Consider the following 19,176-nt stretch of genomic DNA (forward strand, 5'->3'; position numbering starts at 1 on the left):
TAGGTCACGGCTTCGGCGGGGCCATCACGTCGATGATTCGCTGTAGATCGTCCACGGACCCGAACTCGACCACGATCTTGCCCTTGCGTTTGCCCAGACTGACCGTGACCCGCGTGTCGAAGGCCGTGGAGAGCCGGTCAGCAACGTCTTGCAGGCCGGGCATCTGGATCGGCTTGCGCCGCGGCGGCGTCGGCGTCGTCGTGCCGGCCCGGTTGGCCAGGGTGACCGCCTCCTCGGTGGCGCGCACCGACAGACCCTCGGCGACGATCCGGGTGGCGAGCTCCTCCTGCGCCTCGGGGCCGGCTTCCAGCGACAGCAGCGCCCGGGCGTGACCGGCGGACAGCACCCCGGCGGCCACCCGCCGCTGCACCGCGATCGGCAGCTTGAGCAACCGGATCATGTTGGTGATCAGCGGCCGGGACCGGCCGATGCGGGCGGCGAGTTCGTCGTGGGTGACGCCGAATTCGTCGAGCAGCTGTTGGTAGGCGGCCGCCTCTTCCAAGGGGTTCAACTGCACCCGGTGGATGTTCTCCAACAACGCGTCGCGCAGCAGGTTGTCGTCACCCGTCTCGCGCACGATGGCGGGAATGGTGGCCAGCCCGGCCTCCTGGGCCGCACGCCAGCGCCGCTCCCCCATCACGATCTGGTAGCGGGCGCCGCTCGCCGACTCCTTGATCGCCCGCACCACGATCGGCTGCAAAAGGCCGAACTCGCGGATGGAGTGCACCAGTTCGGCGAGCGCCTCCTCGTCGAAGACCTGCCGCGGCTGTCGGGGGTTGCGTTCGATGTCGGCCGGCGAGATCTCGCGGTAGACCGCACCCACGGGCGACGCCTCCTGCGGCGCCGGTCCCCCGATCAAGACGTCCGCGGCGGCGTCGCCCATCCGCGGACCCAGCGTCGCCGGGCCGGCGTCGCCCTCGGCGGGGCCGGTGGGAATCAGCGAAGCCAGGCCCCGGCCGAGGCCGCCCTTCTTACGTAACGGCTGCGTCATGGTCGTCCCTTCACGGATGCCTTCACGGGTGGTGGTCAATCACGCTCGGCGAGTTCGCGGCTCGCATCGAGATAGCTCATCGCCCCGCGCGACCCGGGGTCGTAGTCGATGATGGTCATGCTGTAGCCGGGCGCCTCGGACACCTTGACGCTGCGCGGGATCACCGTCCGCAGCACCTTGCTGCCGAAGTAGCGGCGCACCTCTTCGGCCACCTGGTCCGCGAGCTTGGTGCGGCCGTCGTACATGGTCAGCACCACGGTGCTCACTTCGAGCTGCGGGTTGAGGTGCGCCTTCACCATCTCGATGTTGCGCATCAGCTGCGACACGCCCTCGAGGGCGTAGTACTCGCACTGGATCGGGATCATCACCTCCGGGGCGGCGACGAGCGCGTTGATGGTCAGCAGCCCCAGCGACGGTGGGCAGTCGATGAAGACGCAGTCGAAATCGAGGTTGTCCAGATCGGCCAGCGCGGTCCGCAGCCGGTTCTCCCGCGCCACCATGCTCACCAACTCGATCTCGGCGCCGGCCAGGTCGATGGTCGCCGGGATGCAGAACAGTCGCTCGTTGTGCGGGCTCTGCCGCAACGCGTCGTGCACCGACACCTCGCCGAGCAGGACCTCGTAGGACGACGGCGTACCCGACTGCCGGTCCGTGATCCCGAGCGCGGTGCTGGCGTTGCCCTGCGGGTCGAGGTCGATGACGAGGGTTTTGAGTCCCTGCAGGGCGAGCGCGGCGGCGAGGTTGACGGCGGTCGTCGTCTTGCCCACGCCGCCCTTCTGGTTCGCGACGGTGAAGACGCGGCGATGCTTGGGCCGGCGCAGCGGCGGATAGGTGGTGTGGAGGATCCGCATCGCGCGCTCGGCCGCCGCGCCGATCGGGGTGTCGAATTCGTCCGCTGTTTCACGTGAAACATTGGCCGGCGGCGGGGCGGGCGCGGCGGCGGATGACGGCGAAGCCGTGGCTGCGGTCGGGGTGTGCGTCGCGCTCGGTGCGCCCGGCGCGGGCGTCGCCGCGCCCTCCCGCGCCTCCGAAGAAGCCACCGGCCAATCTCCTGAAGAAGTCATCGGGTTCCGGCCTTCCCGGTCCGTGCCGACTTGGGGTGCGGCGGCTTTGCGCGTCGCGCTGAAACTACGGTTGCGGGGGGACGCAAATAGTTCGCGCCACATGTCACCACCCTGACATCAGCGGCGCCCGATGCTGTCATCACACGCCGGTATCGGTCAACTTCCTCCGCCGCCCGCTCCCCCTTGATGGCGAGCATCCGGCCGTCGTGGCGTAGCAACGGCATACTCCACTTCGTCAGCTTGTCCAACGCTGCAACCGCTCGCGACACCGCCGCGTCCCTGTCCCCGAACCGGTTCCGCACGGGCCGCTCTTCCGCGCGCCCGCGGACCACCTCGACGGCTAACCCTAGTTCGTCCACCACCTCGGTGAGAAACTCGCTGCGCCGCAAGAGCGGCTCCAGCAATACCACCTCGAGATCGGGTCGCGCGATGGCCAACGGGATGCCGGGCAGCCCCGCCCCGCTGCCGATGTCGATGATCCGATCACCGCGGCCCAGGAGTCCGGCGACCGCCGCGCTGTTGAGGATGTGGCGGTCCCAGATGCGGTCGACTTCCCGCGGGCCGAGCAGGCCACGCTCGACACCCGCGGTGCCGAGGACTTCCGCGTACCGCTGCGCGGTCGCGAGGCGGGGGCCGAACAGCGCCGCGGCGGACTCGGGTGCGGCACCGAGCGCCGCGACGGGTGGCACCTCCGGACCGCCCGCAGCCGGCTCGACCGGACCGACATGTTTCACGTGAAACATCCCCTAGTTGGCGCGTGCACCTTCAACGTTCGGACGGCCGCCACACGGCAGCGAACTACACTGCTGTAACTTCGGGCCGTCAGTCGTGCAGGACGACCACGCGTCGCGACGGCTCGACGCCCTCGCTTTCGCTGTGCACCCCGGGCACCGCCGCGACCGCGTCGTGCACGATCTTGCGCTCGAACGGGGTCATCGGCGCGAGCTCTTCGCGTTGCCCCGATTCGAGCACCCGCCGCGCCACCTTGTCGCCCAGCGCCGCAAGTTCCTCCCGGCGCCGCCGGCGCCAGCTCGCGATGTCGAGCATCAGCCGGCTCCGCACTCCGGTCTTCTGGTGCACGGCGAGCCGGGTGAGCTCCTGCAGCGCATCGAGAACCTCGCCGCCGCGGCCCACCAACTTGTTCAGGTCGTCGCTGCCGTCGATGCTCACCACAGCCCGGCTGCCCTCGACGTCCAAGTCGATGTCGCCGTCGAAGTCCAACAGGTCCAGCAGCTCCTCGAGGTAGTCGCCGGCGATCTCGCCCTCGGCGACCAACCGCTCCTCCAGGTCGTCGGCCTCGTCGCCGTCGGCCGGTTCCGGCTCGGCGGGCGCTGCGGTGTCGAGCTCGCGTTCGGTGGTGTCGGCGTCTGCCATGTCTTTATCTCCCTCATCCATGGGCCGCAGCCCAGTTAGGGTCGCCCTGCCGGGGCGGCCCCGATAGCTTGTCCGCCCCGATCAGCGTTTGCGCTTCTTCGGTCGCGCCCCGGGACGCGGGGTGCGGCTCGGCGCGTCGATGCCCCCGCCGGCTTGGCCCTCGGTGGCGCCGGCGTCCGACTGTGCCGCGTCTGCATCCACACCGTTGCCCGCGCCCGCCTTCAGGTTCCGCTTCGGCTTGGCGCCCGGCGCCGGGGCATTGGCCGCGCGGCGCTGAATCGCTTCCTGCTTCTTGGCTTCGTCTTCCTTTTCGATCATGCCGAACACGTAGTGCTGCTGGCCGAACGTCCAGATGTTGTTGGCGAACCAGTACAGGATGATGGCCAGCGGCAGGAACGGCCCACCGACCACCACGCCGAGCGGAAACACGTACAGCGCAAGCTTGTTCATCATCGCCGTCTGCGGGTTGGCGGCGGCCTCCGGGCTTTGGCGTGCCACCGACGCCCGGCTGTTGAAGTACGTTGCGACGCCAGCCAGGATCATCACCGGCAGGCCGACCGCGATCACCGCCGGGCGGCTGAAATACGTGAACGCGTCCAGCCCGGTGCGCTGGGTCATGAACGCGCCGATCGGTGCGCCGAACAAATTGGCGTCCAGGAAGTGCCCCACATCGGTCGGGGTGAAGACGTAGTTTCCGGTCAGCCGGTTCTGCACCACCGACAGGTGCGGTTGCCCGAACCCGCCGGTGGTTCGGTTGAACGACCGCAGCACGTGATACAGACCGAGGAACACCGGGATCTGGGCCAGCATCGGCAGGCAGCCCAGGATCGGATTGAACCCGTGCTCGCGCTGCAGCTTCTGCATCTCCAACGCCATGCGCTGCCGGTCCTTGCCGTACTTCTTCTGCAGCGCCTTGATCTGCGGTTGCAGCTCCTGCATCTGCCGGGTGGTGCGGATCTGCCGCACGAACGGCTTGTACAGCAGCGCCCGCAGGGTGAACACCAAGAACATCACCGACAGCGCCCAGGCGAAGAAGTTCGACGGCCCGAGCATGGCGGCGAACAACTTGTACCAGACCCACATGATCCACGACACCGGGTAGTAGACGAAGTCGAGGCTGAAGAAATCAAACAAGAGATCCACTCTCCCCTCGCGTCGCTCGGACCGCCCAAGCGTCGCTGGCATCTTGGCAATTCACCCGGCATCCGGGGCGCTCGGGGATCGGGTCCCAGCCGCCCTGGTGCCATGGTCCGCACTTGGTAAGTCTGGCCGCGGCCAGCCAGCTCCCCCGGATCAGGCCGTACTCGTCCAGCGCGTCCACCGCATACTGGCTGCAGGTCGGAACGAAGCGACAGGTCGCCGGACGTAGCGGCGACACCATATGCCGGTAGAGCTGAATCAGGAAAATCAGTCCGCGGGCGACGGTTCGGCCGGCGCCGCGAATGGCCGCGCCCGACCGCGCCGGTCCGGTCACGGCCCGGTTCCCGCCGGCATGCGCCGCAGGCACCGCTGCAGTTCCTGCGCCAGGCGCGCCGACGACGCGGTCCGGCTTCCGGGCAGCGCGCGAATCACCAGCCGGTCGGATGGTTCGAGTTCGCCGAGCAGGGCCCGGGCCACGTGACGCAGCCGGCGGGCCACGCGGTGTCGTTGCACCGCCGTCCCGACGGCCTTCCCGACGACCAGCCCGACCCGTGGGCCCGCGGATTCGTCGTCGGGTTCGGAGTCGCGCCGGAGGTGGACGACGATGTCGGGCTGCGCCATGCGGGTTCCGTGCTTCACCGTCGCGTCAAACTCGGTTGACCGCGTCATGCGGTTGCGTGCGGGAAGCACCGCGAAAGACCTGACGTGCGATCAGGCAGAGAGCGCGCGGCGACCCTTGCGGCGCCGACCGGACACGATCGCGCGCCCGGCGCGCGTGCGCATCCGCAACCGGAAGCCATGCACGCGGGCTCGGCGCCGGTTATTCGGCTGGAAGGTCCGCTTGCCCTTGGCCACGACGTTCTCCTCGTTGTTTGCCGTCCGGCCGCTCAGACGGTTCGCTTCGGGCTCGTCTGCGGTTCGACCGGAGGGTGGTCTTGCTGCTCCTGGCCGGCGCGGTCCCCAAGTGGTGCTGGGTCGCAGCCGTATCGCCGACTTTCGGGCGACTGTTTGAGGGTACTGACGAGCCTTCGCCTGGTCAAACCTGGCCTGCCGCAACGCAGCCGCGCCCGGCCGGTACCGAGATTTTGCATTCCGCTCCCGCCGGCCACTCGGGTCAACTAACCTACCGAGCCGAAGCAAGCCCCAGTCACCCTAAACGACCGGATTGGAGTACAGCGGAACGGTTGGCAGCCGCACGGAAAACTGTTAGCTTCTGCCAAGTCGTTTAGACTACGAACAGCGCTCGACAACGAAGCGAGGATGGTAGATCAACTAGCTGCCTAGACAACCTTTTTCGGGTTTTCTTCCAGCGCGGAGATCGCGGGCCGTCGCCGGTAGGTTGTGGCTCGCATACGATCATCCTGTCCACACCTGTGTATAACTATGTGGACAGTTGTTTTGTCGCCAAGCGTGAGTTGTACTTCGACCCGGGACGTTCGAGAACCAGGGAGATGCGTCGTTGGCCGATGACCCCGGTTCAAGCTTCACCACGGTGTGGAATGCGGTCGTTTCGGAGCTCAACGGCGAGCCCGTCGCCGACGGCGGAGCCGCCAACCGCACGACTCTGGTCACTCCCCTCACCCCTCAGCAAAGAGCGTGGCTCAATCTGGTCCGCCCGCTGACCATCGTCGAGGGGTTTGCTCTGCTGTCAGTGCCGAGCAGTTTCGTGCAGAACGAGATCGAACGGCACCTGCGCGCCCCGATCACCGACGCGCTCAGCCGCCGCCTGGGTCAGCAGATCCAGCTGGGGGTCCGCATCGCTCCCCCACCCGACGACGTCGAGGACGCGCTCATCCCGCCGGCCGAGCCGTTCCCCGACACCGACGCCGCCCTGTCCGCCGACGACGGCGCCGACGGCGAGCCGGTGGAGAACGGGGAGCCGGTCACCGACACCCAGCCCGGCTGGCCCAACTACTTCACCGAGCGGCCGCACGCCATCGATCCCGCCGTCGCCGCCGGAACGAGCCTCAACCGCCGCTACACCTTCGACACGTTCGTGATCGGGGCGTCCAACCGGTTCGCGCACGCCGCCGCCCTGGCCATCGCCGAAGCACCGGCCCGCGCCTACAACCCGTTGTTCATCTGGGGCGAGTCCGGTCTGGGCAAGACGCACCTGCTGCACGCCGCCGGCAATTACGCGCAGCGGCTCTTCCCCGGCATGCGGGTCAAGTACGTCTCCACCGAGGAATTCACCAACGACTTCATCAACTCGCTGCGCGACGACCGCAAGGTCGCCTTCAAGCGCAGCTATCGCGACGTCGACGTGCTGCTGGTCGATGACATCCAGTTCATCGAGGGCAAGGAAGGCATCCAGGAGGAGTTCTTCCACACCTTCAACACGCTGCACAACGCCAACAAGCAGATCGTCATCTCCTCCGACCGGCCGCCCAAACAGCTGGCCACCCTGGAAGACCGGCTGCGAACCCGGTTCGAGTGGGGCCTGATCACCGACGTGCAGCCCCCCGAACTCGAAACCCGCATCGCGATCCTGCGCAAGAAGGCACAGATGGAGCGCCTGGCGGTGCCCGACGACGTGCTGGAACTCATCGCCAGCAGCATCGAGCGCAACATCCGCGAACTCGAGGGCGCCCTGATCCGGGTCACCGCGTTCGCCTCGCTGAACAAGACTCCGATCGACAAGTCGCTGGCCGAGATCGTGCTGCGCGATTTGATCGCCGACGCCAGCACCATGCAGATCAGCGCGGCCACCATCATGGCCGCCACCGCCGAATACTTCGACACCACCGTCGAGGAACTGCGCGGGCCGGGCAAGACCCGGGCGCTGGCCCAGTCCCGTCAAATCGCGATGTACCTGTGCCGCGAGCTCACGGATCTGTCGCTGCCCAAGATCGGGCAGGCCTTCGGCCGCGACCACACCACGGTGATGTACGCCCAGCGCAAGATCCTGTCCGAGATGGCCGAGCGACGCGAGGTGTTCGATCACGTCAAGGAGCTCACCACTCGCATTCGTCAGCGCTCCAAGCGCTGAATCACGCCGCGGCCCCGGCCTTTCCGGCCCCCAGCCCGCAATTTTTCAATCCCGGCCCGGAATTTTTTCCGAGAAACTTCTCACCCGTTTGTCACACCGGTCACACCCAGGGCATGTGCGCAGAGCTGTGCACAACACCGGGAGGCAGCGGTGTAGTACCACCGCGTGCGTGCACAGCCCGCGTTCGTCCCCATCGGCTCAACATGTCACCCACAGCCGCCCCCACCGTGATCCACACCCCGGCGCACCGCGCTAGCTGCGGCGGGAGACCGCTGTCCCCAAAATGCACAGGCCTTATTACTGTTACTGAAATCTCTTCATCGGTTCTTCTTTGAAATACAGCCCTGGGGACGTTCGGTGCACACCCTGCGTCGCGGCCGTCGTCAGCCCGGTTTGTCGGCCTTTGCGATTAGCTTTCAAGATGGCCCCAGAGGATCTACGGTTGTTCTTCGACTGCCGTTGCGGTCGTCGTCGACGCCTCGCGTGTCGCCGGCGCCATGACGGGCCCCGTGCTAGCGGGGGGAGGCTAGCCAATGGATCCGACAACGCTGAGTAGGTGAAGGGACGCTATGGACGCGGCGACGACAACGGCTGGCCTCAGCGACTTGAAGTTTCGTTTAGTGCGGGAGTCTTTCGCCGACGCGGTGTCGTGGGTGGCCAAGAGCCTGCCGTCGCGACCCGCGGTGCCGGTGCTCTCCGGGGTGCTGCTGTCCGGCACCGATGAGGGGCTCACCATCTCCGGATTCGACTACGAGGTTTCCGCCGAAGCACAGGTGGCGGCCGAAATCGCTTCTCCGGGAAGTGTTTTGGTATCCGGGCGGTTGTTGTCTGACATCGTTCGGGCGCTGCCCAACAAGCCGATCGACTTCTACGTCGACGGCAATCGGGTGGCGTTGAACTGCGGAAGCGCCCGGTTCTCGCTGCCGACGATGGCCGTCGAGGATTACCCGACGCTGCCCACGCTGCCCGAGGAGACCGGGACGCTGCCGGCCGATCTGTTCGCCGAGGCGATCGGGCAGGTCGCGATCGCGGCCGGCCGCGACGACACCTTGCCCATGTTGACCGGAATCCGGGTTGAGATTTCCGGGGACACGGTGGTTTTGGCCGCCACCGACCGGTTCCGGTTGGCGGTTCGCGAGCTGACCTGGTCGGCGGCCTCCCCCGACATCGAAGCGGCGGTCCTGGTGCCGGCCAAGACGCTGGCCGAGGCGGCGCGGACCGGCATCGACGGCTCCGACGTGCGGCTGTCGCTGGGGGCGGGCGCAGGTGTCGGCAAGGACGGCCTGCTGGGCATCAGCGGCAACGGCAAGCGCAGCACCACCCGCCTGCTGGACGCGGAATTCCCGAAGTTCCGCCAGCTGTTGCCGGCCGAGCACACGGCGGTGGCCACCATCAACGTCGCCGAGCTGACCGAGGCCATCAAGCTGGTGGCGCTGGTGGCCGACCGGGGCGCGCAGGTGCGGATGGAATTCACCGAGGGGTCGCTGCGGCTGTCCGCCGGCGCCGACGATGTCGGCCGGGCCGAGGAGGATCTGGCCGTGGATTTCGCCGGCGAACCGCTGACGATCGCGTTCAACCCCACGTATCTGACCGACGGACTGGGATCGGTGCGCTCCGAACGGGTGTCGTTCGGCTTCACCACCCCGGGCAAGCCCGCACTGCTGCGCCCAGCGTCCGACGACGACAGCCCGCCGAGCGGCAGCGGGCCGTTCAGCGCGCTGCCCACCGATTACGTCTACCTGCTGATGCCCGTGCGGTTGCCAGGCTAGGTGTACGTCCGGCATTTAGGACTGCGCGACTTCCGGTCCTGGGCACACGCCGACCTCGAACTGCAGCCGGGTCGGACGGTCTTCATCGGGTCCAACGGCTTCGGGAAGACGAATCTGCTTGAGGCGCTGTGGTATTCGAGCACGCTGGGGTCACACCGGGTGGGCACGGACGCGCCGTTGATCCGCGCCGGCGCCGACCGGGCGGTGGTGTCGACCATCGTGGTCAACGACGGCCGGGAATGCGCGGTCGATCTGGAGATCGCCGCCGGCCGGGCGAACAAGGCGCGGCTGAACCGGTCACCCGTGCGCAGCACCCGCGAGGTGCTCGGCGTGCTGCGCGCGGTGCTGTTCGCCCCCGAGGACCTGGCCCTGGTGCGCGGGGATCCCTCCGAGCGGCGCCGTTACCTCGACGACCTGGCGACGCTGCGGCGCCCGGCGATCGCCGCGGTGCGCGCCGACTACGACAAGGTGTTGCGGCAGCGCACCGCGTTGCTCAAATCGCTGTCCGGTGCCCGCCACCGGGGCGACCGCGGCGCGCTGGACACCCTCGACGTGTGGGACAGCCGACTGGCCGAATACGGGGCCCAATTGATGGCTGCCCGAATCGATTTGGTGAACCAGCTGGCGCCGGAGGTGGAGAAGGCCTATCAGCTGCTGGCCCCGGGATCGCGGGCGGCATCGATCGGCTACCGGTCCAGCCTGGGCGCGGCGGCCTCGGCCGAGGTGAACGCCGGCGACCGCGACTATCTGGAGGCCGCGCTGCTGTCCGGGTTAGCGGCCCGCCGGGACGCCGAAATGGAACGGGGCATGTGCCTGGTCGGCCCGCACCGCGACGACCTGGAGCTGTGGCTCGGTGAGCGGGTGGCGAAAGGCTTTGCCAGCCATGGGGAATCGTGGTCGCTGGCGCTGTCCCTTCGGCTCGCCGCCTACGAGTTGTTGCGGGCCGACGAAAGCGATCCGGTGTTGCTGCTCGACGACGTGTTCGCCGAGCTCGACGCCGCCCGGCGCCGGGCACTGGCCGCGGTGGCCGAATCCGCCGAGCAGGTGTTGGTCACCGCGGCGGTGCTCGAAGACATCCCGACGGGCTGGCAGGCTCGGCGGCTCTTCGTCGAGTTGCGCGACACCGACGCGGGCGGGGTATCGGAGCTGCGCCCATGAGCGACGACCAGTCCCCCTCCCCCTCGGGAGAACCGACCGCGATGGACCTGGTGCGGCGGACCCTCGAGGAGGCCCGGGCCGCGGCCCGGGCACAGGGAAAAGACGCCGGCCGCGGGCGCGCCGCAGCACCCACGCCGCGCCGGGTGGCGGGCCAGCGGCGCAGCTGGTCGGGACCGGGACCCGACGCTCGCGACCCGCAACCGCTGGGCCGGCTGGCGCGGGACCTGGCCAGGAAGCGGGGATGGTCCGCCCAGGTCGCCGAGGGCACCGTGTTGGGGAACTGGACGGCGGTGGTCGGTCACCAGATCGCCGACCACGCGGTCCCCACCAGTCTGCGCGACGGTGTGCTGAGCGTGTCCGCCGAGTCGACGGCCTGGGCCACCCAGTTGCGGATGATGCAGGCGCAACTGTTGGCCAAGATTGCCGCCGCGGTCGGCAACGGCGTAGTGACCTCGCTGAAGATCACCGGTCCGGCTGCGCCGTCCTGGCGCAAAGGCCCGCGGCACATCGCCGGGCGCGGGCCGCGCGACACCTATGGTTAGGCCCGGTCGTTAGCCCGGCCCCATCCCCACCGGGGCCTTCCTCAACAGGGCGCTGAAAGCCGCCAGGACGACGCGTATCCCCTTGACGCACGTCGGGACGCGGCACAAACGAAGAAAATAAGCGCACGGCGCGGTTAGCTGGGTAGAAACGCGCCCAGAAAATCGGTGCGGACCGGTCGTCACGGTAGACTGGCAGGATGCGATTGTTGCGGTGATCAGGAACCGCCCGCATGAAACCCCAAGGAGAGCTTCCCGACCGTGGCTGCCCAGAAGAAGAAGGCGCAAGACGAATACGGTGCTTCAGCGATCACCGTCCTGGAAGGGCTGGAGGCGGTCCGCAAACGCCCCGGCATGTACATCGGCTCCACCGGCGAGCGAGGTCTGCACCACCTCATCTGGGAGGTGGTCGACAACTCGGTCGACGAAGCGATGGCCGGCTACGCCGACCGGGTCGACGTACGGATCCTGGACGACGGCAGCGTCGAGGTCGCCGACAATGGCCGCGGCATCCCCGTCGCGATGCACGCGACCGGCGCCCCCACCGTCGACGTGGTGATGACGCAGCTGCACGCCGGCGGCAAGTTCGGCGGCGAGAACAGCGGCTACAACGTCAGCGGCGGTCTGCACGGCGTCGGCGTCTCGGTGGTCAACGCGCTGTCCACTCGGCTCGAGGTCAACATCGCCCGCGACGGCTACGAGTGGTCGCAGTACTACGACCACGCCGTGCCCGGCACCCTCAAGCAGGGCGAGGCCACCAAGCGCACCGGCACCACCATCCGGTTCTGGGCCGACCCCGACATCTTCGAGACCACCGAGTACGACTTCGAAACGGTGGCCCGGCGGCTGCAGGAAATGGCGTTCCTCAACAAGGGCCTGACCATCAACCTCACCGACGAGCGGGTGACCAACGAAGAGGTCGTCGACGAGGTGGTCAGCGACACCGCCGACGCACCCAAGTCGGCGCAGGAGAAGGCGGCGGAATCGGCTGCGCCGCATAAGGTCAAGCACCGCACCTTCCACTACCCCGGCGGCCTGGTCGACTTCGTCAAACACATCAATCGCACCAAAAACCCCATCCACCAGAGCATCATCGATTTCGGTGGGAAGGGCCCCGGCCACGAGGTCGAGATCGCGATGCAGTGGAACGGCGGCTACTCCGAATCGGTGCACACCTTCGCCAACACCATCAACACGCACGAGGGCGGCACCCACGAGGAGGGCTTCCGCAGCGCGCTGACCTCCGTGGTCAACAAGTACGCCAAGGACAAGAAGCTGCTCAAGGACAAGGACCCCAACCTGACCGGTGACGACATCCGCGAGGGTTTGGCCGCGGTGATCTCGGTCAAGGTGAGCGAACCGCAGTTCGAGGGCCAGACCAAGACCAAACTGGGCAACACCGAGGTGAAGTCGTTCGTGCAGAAGGTGTGCAACGAACAGCTCACCCACTGGTTCGAAGCCAACCCCGCAGACGCCAAAGTCATTGTCAACAAGGCGGTTTCATCAGCGCAGGCGCGCATCGCCGCGCGCAAGGCGCGAGAGTTGGTGCGCCGCAAGAGCGCAACCGACCTGGGCGGGCTGCCCGGCAAGCTCGCCGACTGCCGGTCGACCGACCCGCGCAAGTCGGAATTGTATGTGGTCGAGGGTGACTCGGCCGGCGGCTCGGCGAAAAGCGGCCGGGACTCGATGTTCCAGGCCATCCTTCCGCTGCGCGGCAAGATCATCAACGTCGAAAAGGCCCGCATCGACCGGGTGCTGAAGAACACCGAGGTGCAGGCGATCATCACCGCGCTGGGCACCGGGATTCACGACGAGTTCGACATCACCAAGCTGCGCTACCACAAGATCGTGTTGATGGCCGACGCCGACGTGGACGGCCAGCACATCTCGACGCTGTTGTTGACGCTGCTGTTCCGGTTCATGCGGCCGCTGATCGAACACGGGCACGTGTTCTTGGCCCAGCCACCGCTGTACAAGCTGAAATGGCAGCGCAGCGATCCCGAGTTCGCCTACTCCGACCGCGAGCGGGACGGGCTGCTCGAGGCCGGCCTGAAGGCCGGCAAGAAGATCAACAAGGACGACGGCATCCAGCGCTACAAGGGGCTGGGCGAGATGGACGCCAAGGAATTGTGGGAAACCACAATGGATCCCACCGTGCGGGTGCTGCGCCAGGTCACGCTGGACGACGCCGCGGCCGCCGACGAGCTGTTCTCCATCCTGATGGGCGAGGACGTCGACGCGCGCCGCAGCTTCATCACCCGCAATGCCAAAGACGTTCGCTTCCTAGACGTTTAAACGAGGAATAGATGACTGACACCACGCTGCCACCCGGCGGTGACGCCGCCGACCGCGTCGAACCGGTCGACATCCAGCAGGAGATGCAGCGCAGCTACATCGATTACGCGATGAGCGTGATCGTCGGCCGCGCGCTGCCCGAGGTGCGCGACGGCCTCAAGCCGGTGCACCGCCGGGTGCTCTACGCCATGTACGACTCGGGTTTCCGCCCGGACCGCAGCCACGCCAAATCGGCGCGGTCGGTCGCCGAAACGATGGGCAACTACCACCCGCACGGCGACGCCTCGATCTACGACACCCTGGTGCGGATGGCCCAGCCGTGGTCGCTGCGCTATCCGTTGGTCGACGGGCAGGGCAATTTTGGTTCGCCGGGCAACGACCCGCCGGCCGCGATGCGGTACACCGAGGCGCGGCTGACCCCGCTGGCCATGGAGATGCTGCGCGAAATCGACGAGGAGACAGTCGATTTCATTCCCAACTACGACGGCCGGGTGCAAGAGCCGACGGTGCTGCCCAGCCGGTTCCCCAACCTGCTGGCCAACGGGTCGGGGGGCATCGCGGTCGGCATGGCCACCAACATCCCGCCGCACAACCTCGGCGAGCTCGCCGAGGCGGTGTTCTGGGCGCTGGACAATTACGAGGCCGACGAAGAGGCCACCCTGGCCGCCGTGATGGAACGGGTGAAAGGACCCGACTTCCCGACTTCGGGCCTGATCGTCGGCACGCAGGGCATCGCCGACGCCTACAAGACCGGCCGCGGCTCCATCCGGATGCGCGGAGTCGTTGAGGTGGAAGAGGATTCGCGCGGTCGCACCTCGCTGGTCATCACCGAGTTGCCGTATCAGGTCAACCACGACAACTTCATCACCTCGATCGCCGAGCAGGTGCGCGACGGCAAGCTGGCCGGCATCTCCAACATCGAGGACCAGTCCAGCGACCGGGTCGGGCTGCGCATCGTCATCGAGCTCAAGCGCGACGCCGTCGCCAAGGTGGTGCTGAACAACCTCTACAAGCACACCCAGCTGCAGACCAGCTTCGGCGCCAACATGCTGGCCATCGTCGATGGGGTGCCGCGCACCCTGCGGCTCGACCAGCTGATCCGCCACTACGTCGACCACCAACTCGACGTCATCGTCCGGCGCACCACCTACCGGTTGCGCAAGGCCAACGAGCGGGCCCACATCCTGCGCGGTCTGGTCAAGGCGCTCGATGCGCTCGACGAGGTCATCGCCCTGATCCGGGCGTCGGAAACCGTCGACATCGCGCGGCAGGGCTTGATCGAGCTGCTCGACATCGACGAGATCCAGGCCCAGGCGATCCTGGACATGCAGCTGCGCCGGCTGGCCGCCCTGGAGCGGCAGCGCATCATCGACGACCTGGCCAAGATCGAGGCCGAGATCGCCGACCTGGAGGACATCCTGGCCAAGCCGGAACGGCAACGCGGCATTGTGCGCGACGAGCTCGCCGAGATCGTCGAAAAGCACGGCGACGCGCGGCGCACCCGGATCGTGGCCGCCGACGGCGACGTCAGCGACGAGGATCTGATCGCCCGCGAGGACGTCGTCGTCACCATCACCGAGACCGGCTACGCCAAGCGCACCAAGACCGACCTGTACCGCAGCCAGAAGCGGGGCGGCAAGGGCGTGCAGGGCGCCGGCCTCAAACAGGACGACATCGTGCGGCACTTCTTCGTGTGCTCGACGCACGACTGGATCCTGTTCTTCACCACCCAGGGCCGGGTCTACCGCGCCAAGGCCTACGAACTGCCCGAGGCGTCTCGCACCGCCCGCGGTCAGCACGTGGCCAACCTGCTGGCGTTCCAGCCCGAGGAGCGGATCGCCCAGGTGATCCAGATCCGCAGCTATGAGGACGCCCCCTACCTGGTGCTGGCCACCCGCAACGGCCTGGTGAAGAAGACCAAGCTGACCGACTTCGACTCGAACCGTTCGGGCGGCATCGTGGCGATCAACCTGCGCGACAACGACGAACTCGTGGGCGCGGTGTTGTGCTCGGCCGAGGACGATCTGCTGCTGGTGTCGGCCAACGGCCAGTCCATCCGGTTCTCGGCGACCGACGAGGCGCTGCGCCCGATGGGCCGCGCCACCTCCGGTGTGCAGGGCATGCGCTTCAACGCCGACGACTACCTGCTGTCGCTCAACGTGGTCCGCGAGGGCACCTACCTGCTGGTGGCGACGTCCGGCGGGTACGCCAAGCGCACCGCGATCGAGGAGTATCCGGTGCAGGGCCGCGGCGGCAAGGGCGTGCTGACCGTGATGTATGACCGCCGCCGTGGCAGGCTGGTGGGTGCGCTGATTGTGGACGAGGACAGCGAGCTGTACGCGATCACCTCCGGCGGCGGTGTCATCCGCACCGCGGCGGGCCAGGTCCGTAAGGCGGGACGGCAGACCAAGGGCGTCCGGCTGATGAATCTGGGTGAGGGCGACACGCTGCTGGCCATCGCCCGCAACGCCGAGGAAGCCGCGGACGAGGCCGTCGAGGAGAGCGACGGTGCCGCGGGGTCGGACGGCTAGCCGGTACCGGGCCACCGGGTCCGGGCAATAGACTCAGCCGGACCACACATAACGCGACTGCCACTGCCCTGGGCGGCCGGCTAGGAGACTTAAGGAGTCGGGGTGAGTTCACCGAACGAGCCGGGCGCACCCAAGAAGGGGGAGACCCCCAACGGGGACGGTTCGGCAGAGCGGGCCGGGGTGCGGCGGGCGACGCCGCCGGCGCCGGGTGGCCGCGCCCCCGAGGCAGGCGACGGACCGCCGTGGCAGCGCGGCAGCACCCGGCCCCAGCAGCCCCCGCCGCGCCAGAACGAGCCGCCCACCGAGAAGCGGCCCGGCGGCGGGGCCGAGGCCCGGCTGAACCGCTTCATCTCGGGCACCGCGGCACCGGGCACGGCGTCGCACGCCAAGGAGCCGGAGCGCGGTGAGGGACCCCCCGCCGAGGCCTACGCCAGCGAACTGCCCGACCTGTCGGGGCCGGTGCCGCGCGGCCCGCACCGCAAGCCGGCCGCCGAGCGCGGTGCCGAGACGACCGGCGGGCAAGGCGGTGGTCGTCCAGTGAGCGGCGAGAGCCGCGAGGGCCGGGACAACCGGGACCGGGTGCAGGTGTCGCGGCGCACCCGCGGGCCAGTTCGCGCCAGCATGCAGATCCGCCGGATCGACCCGTGGAGCACCCTGAAGGTGTCGCTGCTGCTCTCGGTGGCGCTGTTCTTCGTCTGGATGATCGCCGTCGCGTTCCTCTACCTGGTGCTCGGTGGCATGGGCGTGTGGTCGAAGTTGAACAGCAACGTCGGGGACCTGCTGAACAACACCAGCGGCAGCAGCGGCGAATTGGTGTCCAGCGGCACCATTTTCGGCGGCGCCGTGCTGATCGGCCTGGTCAACATCGTGCTGTTGACCGCGATGGCGACCATCGCGGCGTTCATCTACAACCTGGCCACCGATCTGATCGGCGGCATCGAGGTCACCCTGGCCGATCGCGACTAGCGTGGATGCTGTGCTTTTGGGAGTCGGGCGGCCGGTGCGGTAATCTCGTCGCTCGGCCGTACGCCAGTACGGGCCTATAGCTCAGGCGGTTAGAGCGCTTCGCTGATAACGAAGAGGTCGGAGGTTCGAGTCCTCCTAGGCCCACCACCATGTGCCCGTCACGACGCTGCGTACGACTCGCGCTGCCACTGGGATTGTTCGCCGTGTTGGCGGCGGTGGCGTGGTCACGGCGCGGGGTGGAGGTCTGGCACGTGGCCGTGCAGGATTCCGGTCAGCCCCTGGGCCACAATGAGGGGTCACGGTAGCGGGGCCTTAGCTCAGTTGGTAGAGCACCGCCTTTGCAAGGCGGGTGTCAGGGGTTCGATTCCCCTAGGCTCCACAAATCGAATCCCTCTCCCCGCCCGGGCGGTACGACGCGCCGAGGAAGCGGTGCACCAGGGCGCGCTCGGCGGCCGGGTCCTTGAGCGGCCAGCCCCATAACGCCAGGAAGACGCGGATCAGCCACTGCGCCGCCAGCGGGTCGTCGTGGCCGGGCCCGAGCATCTCGGCGGCCAGGGCCGTCACCGTGGGCGAGTTGATCACCCAGTCGCTGACCGGGGCCGCGTGGATCGACCGCATCAGCTGAGCCAGCGGATCGGAGCGCAGCCGTTCCAGCGCCATGATCGTGGCGGTCACCACCCGCTCGGGGCCGCGCAGGTCTTTGATGGCCTCCCGCGTGGTGTCGACGATGCGGGCCGCCTGGATACCGACGACGGCGTCGCGGATGGTCGCCTTGCCGCCGGCGTGCCGGTAGATGGTCGCCGGTGAACAGTGCACCCGGGCCGCCAGCGCCTCGATCGTGAACCCGTCGTAGCCGCGGCGCGCGATGAGGTCGGCGGCCGCGGCGTAGATCCGCTCGGCGGCCGCGCTGCGCCGATCCCGGCCCACCAGCCAGTCGTCCCGCGCCATCCACCCATGCTCCACCACGCTGCACGACCCGCAAAGTGCTTTCGCACGGTGAGAATTTTGTGACGCAATCTCTCATCGGAACCGCCTGCTCGCGGCGGGTCACCCGCATCCAATGGCGCCGTCCCCGGCCGTAGCCGCTCCTCAACTTCGCCGCGGCCCGTTGACGCCGCGAGACGGCGCGTCGAGCCTGAAACCCATGGCGGTGTTGGACAGCGCGACCCGGTTCTTCGGCAGCGACGCGATACAGGATCCCTACCCGCTGTATGAGCGCATGCACGCCGAGGCGCCGGTGCACCGGATCGGCGACTCCGTCTTCTATGCCGTCTGCGGGTGGGACGCGGTGCACGAGGCCATCGAGCGGGTGGAGGACTTCTCCTCCAACCTCACCGCGACGATGGTCTTCCACGAGGACGGCACCGTCACCCCGTTCGACATGGGCGCACCGGGCGCCCCGATGCACGCGCTGGCCACCGCCGACGACCCGGTGCACGCGGTGCACCGCAAGATCCTGCTGCCGCACCTGTCGGCCAAGCGAATCCGGATCATCGAGGAGTTCGCCACCCGGACCGCCGACCGGCTGTGGGACGAGAACCTGTCCGACGGCCGGATCGAGTGGATGAGCGCCATCGCCAACCGGTTGCCCATGATGGTGGTCTGCCGGCTGCTGGGTCTGCCCGATGACGATGTCGACAAACTCATCCGGCTCGGCTACGCCACCACCACACTGCTGGATGGGATCGTCGCCCCCGAACAGCTCGAGCAGGCCGGCATGGCCGCCATCGAACTGTCCGGCTACGTGCTGGAGCATTTCGAAAAGGCAAGCGAGAAGCCGGAATCCAGCCTGATGGCCGATCTTGCGGCGCGCTGCGCCGCCGGCGAACTCGAGCAGCTGCCGGCGCTGGGAATCATGCTCACGCTGTTCAGCGCGGCCGGCGAATCGACCGCGTCGCTGCTGGGCAGCGCGGCCTGGATCCTGGCCGACCGGCCGGCGATCCAACGGCAGCTTCGCGAAAACCCGGAGTTGCTAAGCACTTTCATCGAAGAGACGCTGCGCTTCGAGGCGCCGTTTCGGGGTCACTACCGCCACGTGTGGCGCGACACCACGCTGGGCGGGATCGAGCTGCCCGAGGGCGCACACCTGCTGCTGATGTGGGGAGCGGCCAACCGCGACCCGACGCATTTCAAGGATCCCAACGAGTTTCGGCTCGACCGCGCGGCCGCCAAGAGCCACCTGAGCTTCGGCAAGGGCGTCCACTTCTGCGTCGGCGCCGCGCTGGCCCGGCTGGAAGCCCACATCGTGTTGCGCCGGCTGCTCGAGCGCACCAGCTGGATCGACGCGACCGACGTCGGGGATTGGCTGCCCAGCATCCTGGTCCGGCGCCGGGAACGGCTGGGGTTGGCCGTGCGGTGAG

Annotated in this window: 17 protein-coding genes and 2 tRNA genes; 10 read left to right on the top strand and 9 right to left on the bottom strand. The window is 68.1% G+C overall.

Annotated features, from left to right (window positions below; translation table 11 throughout):
- Positions 1-4: 4 nt before the first annotated feature.
- From H7I87_RS14650 to rpmH, 8 genes are all read right to left on the bottom strand, one after another.
- Positions 5-991: a ParB/RepB/Spo0J family partition protein gene (locus H7I87_RS14650; RefSeq protein ID WP_003874362.1), complete on the bottom strand. Its 987-nt coding sequence runs from the start codon at positions 989-991 to the stop codon at positions 5-7.
- Between the two features lie 35 nt (positions 992-1,026).
- Positions 1,027-2,055, bottom strand: a complete 1,029-nt coding sequence (locus tag H7I87_RS14655; RefSeq protein WP_224110943.1) for a ParA family protein — start codon at positions 2,053-2,055, stop codon at positions 1,027-1,029.
- Positions 2,052-2,798 carry a 16S rRNA (guanine(527)-N(7))-methyltransferase RsmG gene (gene rsmG, locus H7I87_RS14660; protein WP_033723007.1) on the bottom strand — a complete coding sequence of 249 codons (747 nt, stop codon included), beginning with the start codon at positions 2,796-2,798 and terminating at the stop codon, positions 2,052-2,054. The genes H7I87_RS14655 and rsmG overlap by 4 nt, the downstream gene beginning before the upstream one ends.
- Before the next feature lie 79 nt (positions 2,799-2,877).
- Complete coding sequence (locus tag H7I87_RS14665) at positions 2,878-3,429, bottom strand: Jag family protein (protein ID WP_003876775.1); 552 nt, start codon at positions 3,427-3,429, stop codon at positions 2,878-2,880.
- An 81-nt stretch (positions 3,430-3,510) separates the two neighbouring features.
- Entirely contained in the window at positions 3,511-4,572 is a 1,062-nt protein-coding gene (gene yidC, locus H7I87_RS14670; RefSeq protein WP_033727435.1) for a membrane protein insertase YidC, read from the bottom strand.
- On the bottom strand, positions 4,556-4,903 hold the full coding sequence (gene yidD, locus H7I87_RS14675) for a membrane protein insertion efficiency factor YidD (RefSeq protein ID WP_009979988.1): 348 nt from the start codon (positions 4,901-4,903) through the stop codon (positions 4,556-4,558). The genes yidC and yidD overlap by 17 nt, the downstream gene beginning before the upstream one ends.
- Entirely contained in the window at positions 4,900-5,259 is a 360-nt protein-coding gene (gene rnpA, locus H7I87_RS14680; protein WP_009979989.1) for a ribonuclease P protein component, read from the bottom strand. The genes yidD and rnpA overlap by 4 nt, the downstream gene beginning before the upstream one ends.
- Positions 5,260-5,280: 21 nt before the next feature.
- Complete coding sequence (rpmH, locus tag H7I87_RS14685; RefSeq protein ID WP_003874369.1) at positions 5,281-5,424, bottom strand: 50S ribosomal protein L34; 144 nt, start codon at positions 5,422-5,424, stop codon at positions 5,281-5,283.
- Positions 5,425-6,028: 604 nt separating this feature from the next.
- Here rpmH and dnaA point away from each other — a divergent pair.
- From dnaA to H7I87_RS14730, 9 genes are all read left to right on the top strand, one after another.
- A complete protein-coding gene (gene dnaA / locus H7I87_RS14690) occupies positions 6,029-7,558 on the top strand; it encodes a chromosomal replication initiator protein DnaA (RefSeq protein ID WP_003874370.1) in 1,530 nt (509 codons plus the stop codon).
- A 569-nt stretch (positions 7,559-8,127) separates the two neighbouring features.
- Entirely contained in the window at positions 8,128-9,327 is a 1,200-nt protein-coding gene (dnaN, locus tag H7I87_RS14695) for a DNA polymerase III subunit beta (protein WP_009974147.1), read from the top strand.
- Entirely contained in the window at positions 9,328-10,485 is a 1,158-nt protein-coding gene (recF, locus tag H7I87_RS14700) for a DNA replication/repair protein RecF (RefSeq protein WP_019733260.1), read from the top strand.
- The gene (locus H7I87_RS14705) at positions 10,482-11,027 is read left to right on the top strand and encodes a DUF721 family protein (protein ID WP_029248331.1); all 546 of its coding nucleotides are present in this window, start codon (positions 10,482-10,484) and stop codon (positions 11,025-11,027) included. The genes recF and H7I87_RS14705 overlap by 4 nt, the downstream gene beginning before the upstream one ends.
- A 258-nt stretch (positions 11,028-11,285) precedes the next feature.
- The gene (gyrB, locus tag H7I87_RS14710) at positions 11,286-13,319 is read left to right on the top strand and encodes a DNA topoisomerase (ATP-hydrolyzing) subunit B (protein ID WP_009974152.1); all 2,034 of its coding nucleotides are present in this window, start codon (positions 11,286-11,288) and stop codon (positions 13,317-13,319) included.
- Positions 13,320-13,330: 11 nt separating this feature from the next.
- Positions 13,331-15,850 carry a DNA gyrase subunit A gene (gene gyrA / locus H7I87_RS14715; protein WP_011723278.1) on the top strand — a complete coding sequence of 840 codons (2,520 nt, stop codon included), beginning with the start codon at positions 13,331-13,333 and terminating at the stop codon, positions 15,848-15,850.
- A 102-nt stretch (positions 15,851-15,952) separates the two neighbouring features.
- Positions 15,953-16,816 (top strand): DUF3566 domain-containing protein, encoded by an 864-nt coding sequence (locus H7I87_RS14720; RefSeq protein ID WP_011723279.1) that lies wholly within the window; start codon positions 15,953-15,955, stop codon positions 16,814-16,816.
- Between the two features lie 70 nt (positions 16,817-16,886).
- Positions 16,887-16,963 (top strand) — tRNA-Ile (locus H7I87_RS14725).
- A gap of 159 nt (positions 16,964-17,122) precedes the next feature.
- A tRNA-Ala gene (locus H7I87_RS14730) sits at positions 17,123-17,195 on the top strand.
- On the opposite strand, the gene H7I87_RS14735 is transcribed toward H7I87_RS14730, so the two are convergent.
- Positions 17,186-17,764: a TetR/AcrR family transcriptional regulator gene (locus tag H7I87_RS14735; protein WP_010948692.1), complete on the bottom strand. Its 579-nt coding sequence runs from the start codon at positions 17,762-17,764 to the stop codon at positions 17,186-17,188. The two genes, H7I87_RS14730 and H7I87_RS14735, sit on opposite strands and share 10 nt — an antisense overlap.
- A gap of 196 nt (positions 17,765-17,960) precedes the next feature.
- Here H7I87_RS14735 and H7I87_RS14740 point away from each other — a divergent pair, with 196 nt between their 5' ends.
- Positions 17,961-19,175 carry a cytochrome P450 gene (locus tag H7I87_RS14740; RefSeq protein WP_031348218.1) on the top strand — a complete coding sequence of 405 codons (1,215 nt, stop codon included), beginning with the start codon at positions 17,961-17,963 and terminating at the stop codon, positions 19,173-19,175.
- The last annotated feature ends 1 nt before the right edge of the window (position 19,176 follow it).

Origin of the sequence: Mycobacterium timonense, assembly GCF_025821985.1 — a bacterium.
Taxonomy (GTDB): Bacteria; Actinomycetota; Actinomycetes; order Mycobacteriales; family Mycobacteriaceae; genus Mycobacterium; species Mycobacterium avium.

Bases quoted from the DNA above. Each gene is read 5' to 3' on its own strand.
- dnaN (WP_009974147.1), top strand. From the start codon at position 8,128: ATGGACGCGGCGACGACAACGGCTGGCCTCAGCGACTTGAAGTTTCGT.
- H7I87_RS14665 (WP_003876775.1), bottom strand. From the start codon at position 3,429: ATGGCAGACGCCGACACCACCGAACGCGAGCTCGACACCGCAGCGCCC.
- H7I87_RS14650 (WP_003874362.1), bottom strand. From the start codon at position 991: ATGACGCAGCCGTTACGTAAGAAGGGCGGCCTCGGCCGGGGCCTGGCT.
- H7I87_RS14705 (WP_029248331.1), top strand. From the start codon at position 10,482: ATGAGCGACGACCAGTCCCCCTCCCCCTCGGGAGAACCGACCGCGATG.
- H7I87_RS14740 (WP_031348218.1), top strand. From the start codon at position 17,961: ATGGCGGTGTTGGACAGCGCGACCCGGTTCTTCGGCAGCGACGCGATA.
- gyrA (WP_011723278.1), top strand. From the start codon at position 13,331: ATGACTGACACCACGCTGCCACCCGGCGGTGACGCCGCCGACCGCGTC.
- rsmG (WP_033723007.1), bottom strand. From the start codon at position 2,798: ATGTTTCACGTGAAACATGTCGGTCCGGTCGAGCCGGCTGCGGGCGGT.
- H7I87_RS14655 (WP_224110943.1), bottom strand. From the start codon at position 2,055: ATGACTTCTTCAGGAGATTGGCCGGTGGCTTCTTCGGAGGCGCGGGAG.
- H7I87_RS14735 (WP_010948692.1), bottom strand. From the start codon at position 17,764: ATGGCGCGGGACGACTGGCTGGTGGGCCGGGATCGGCGCAGCGCGGCC.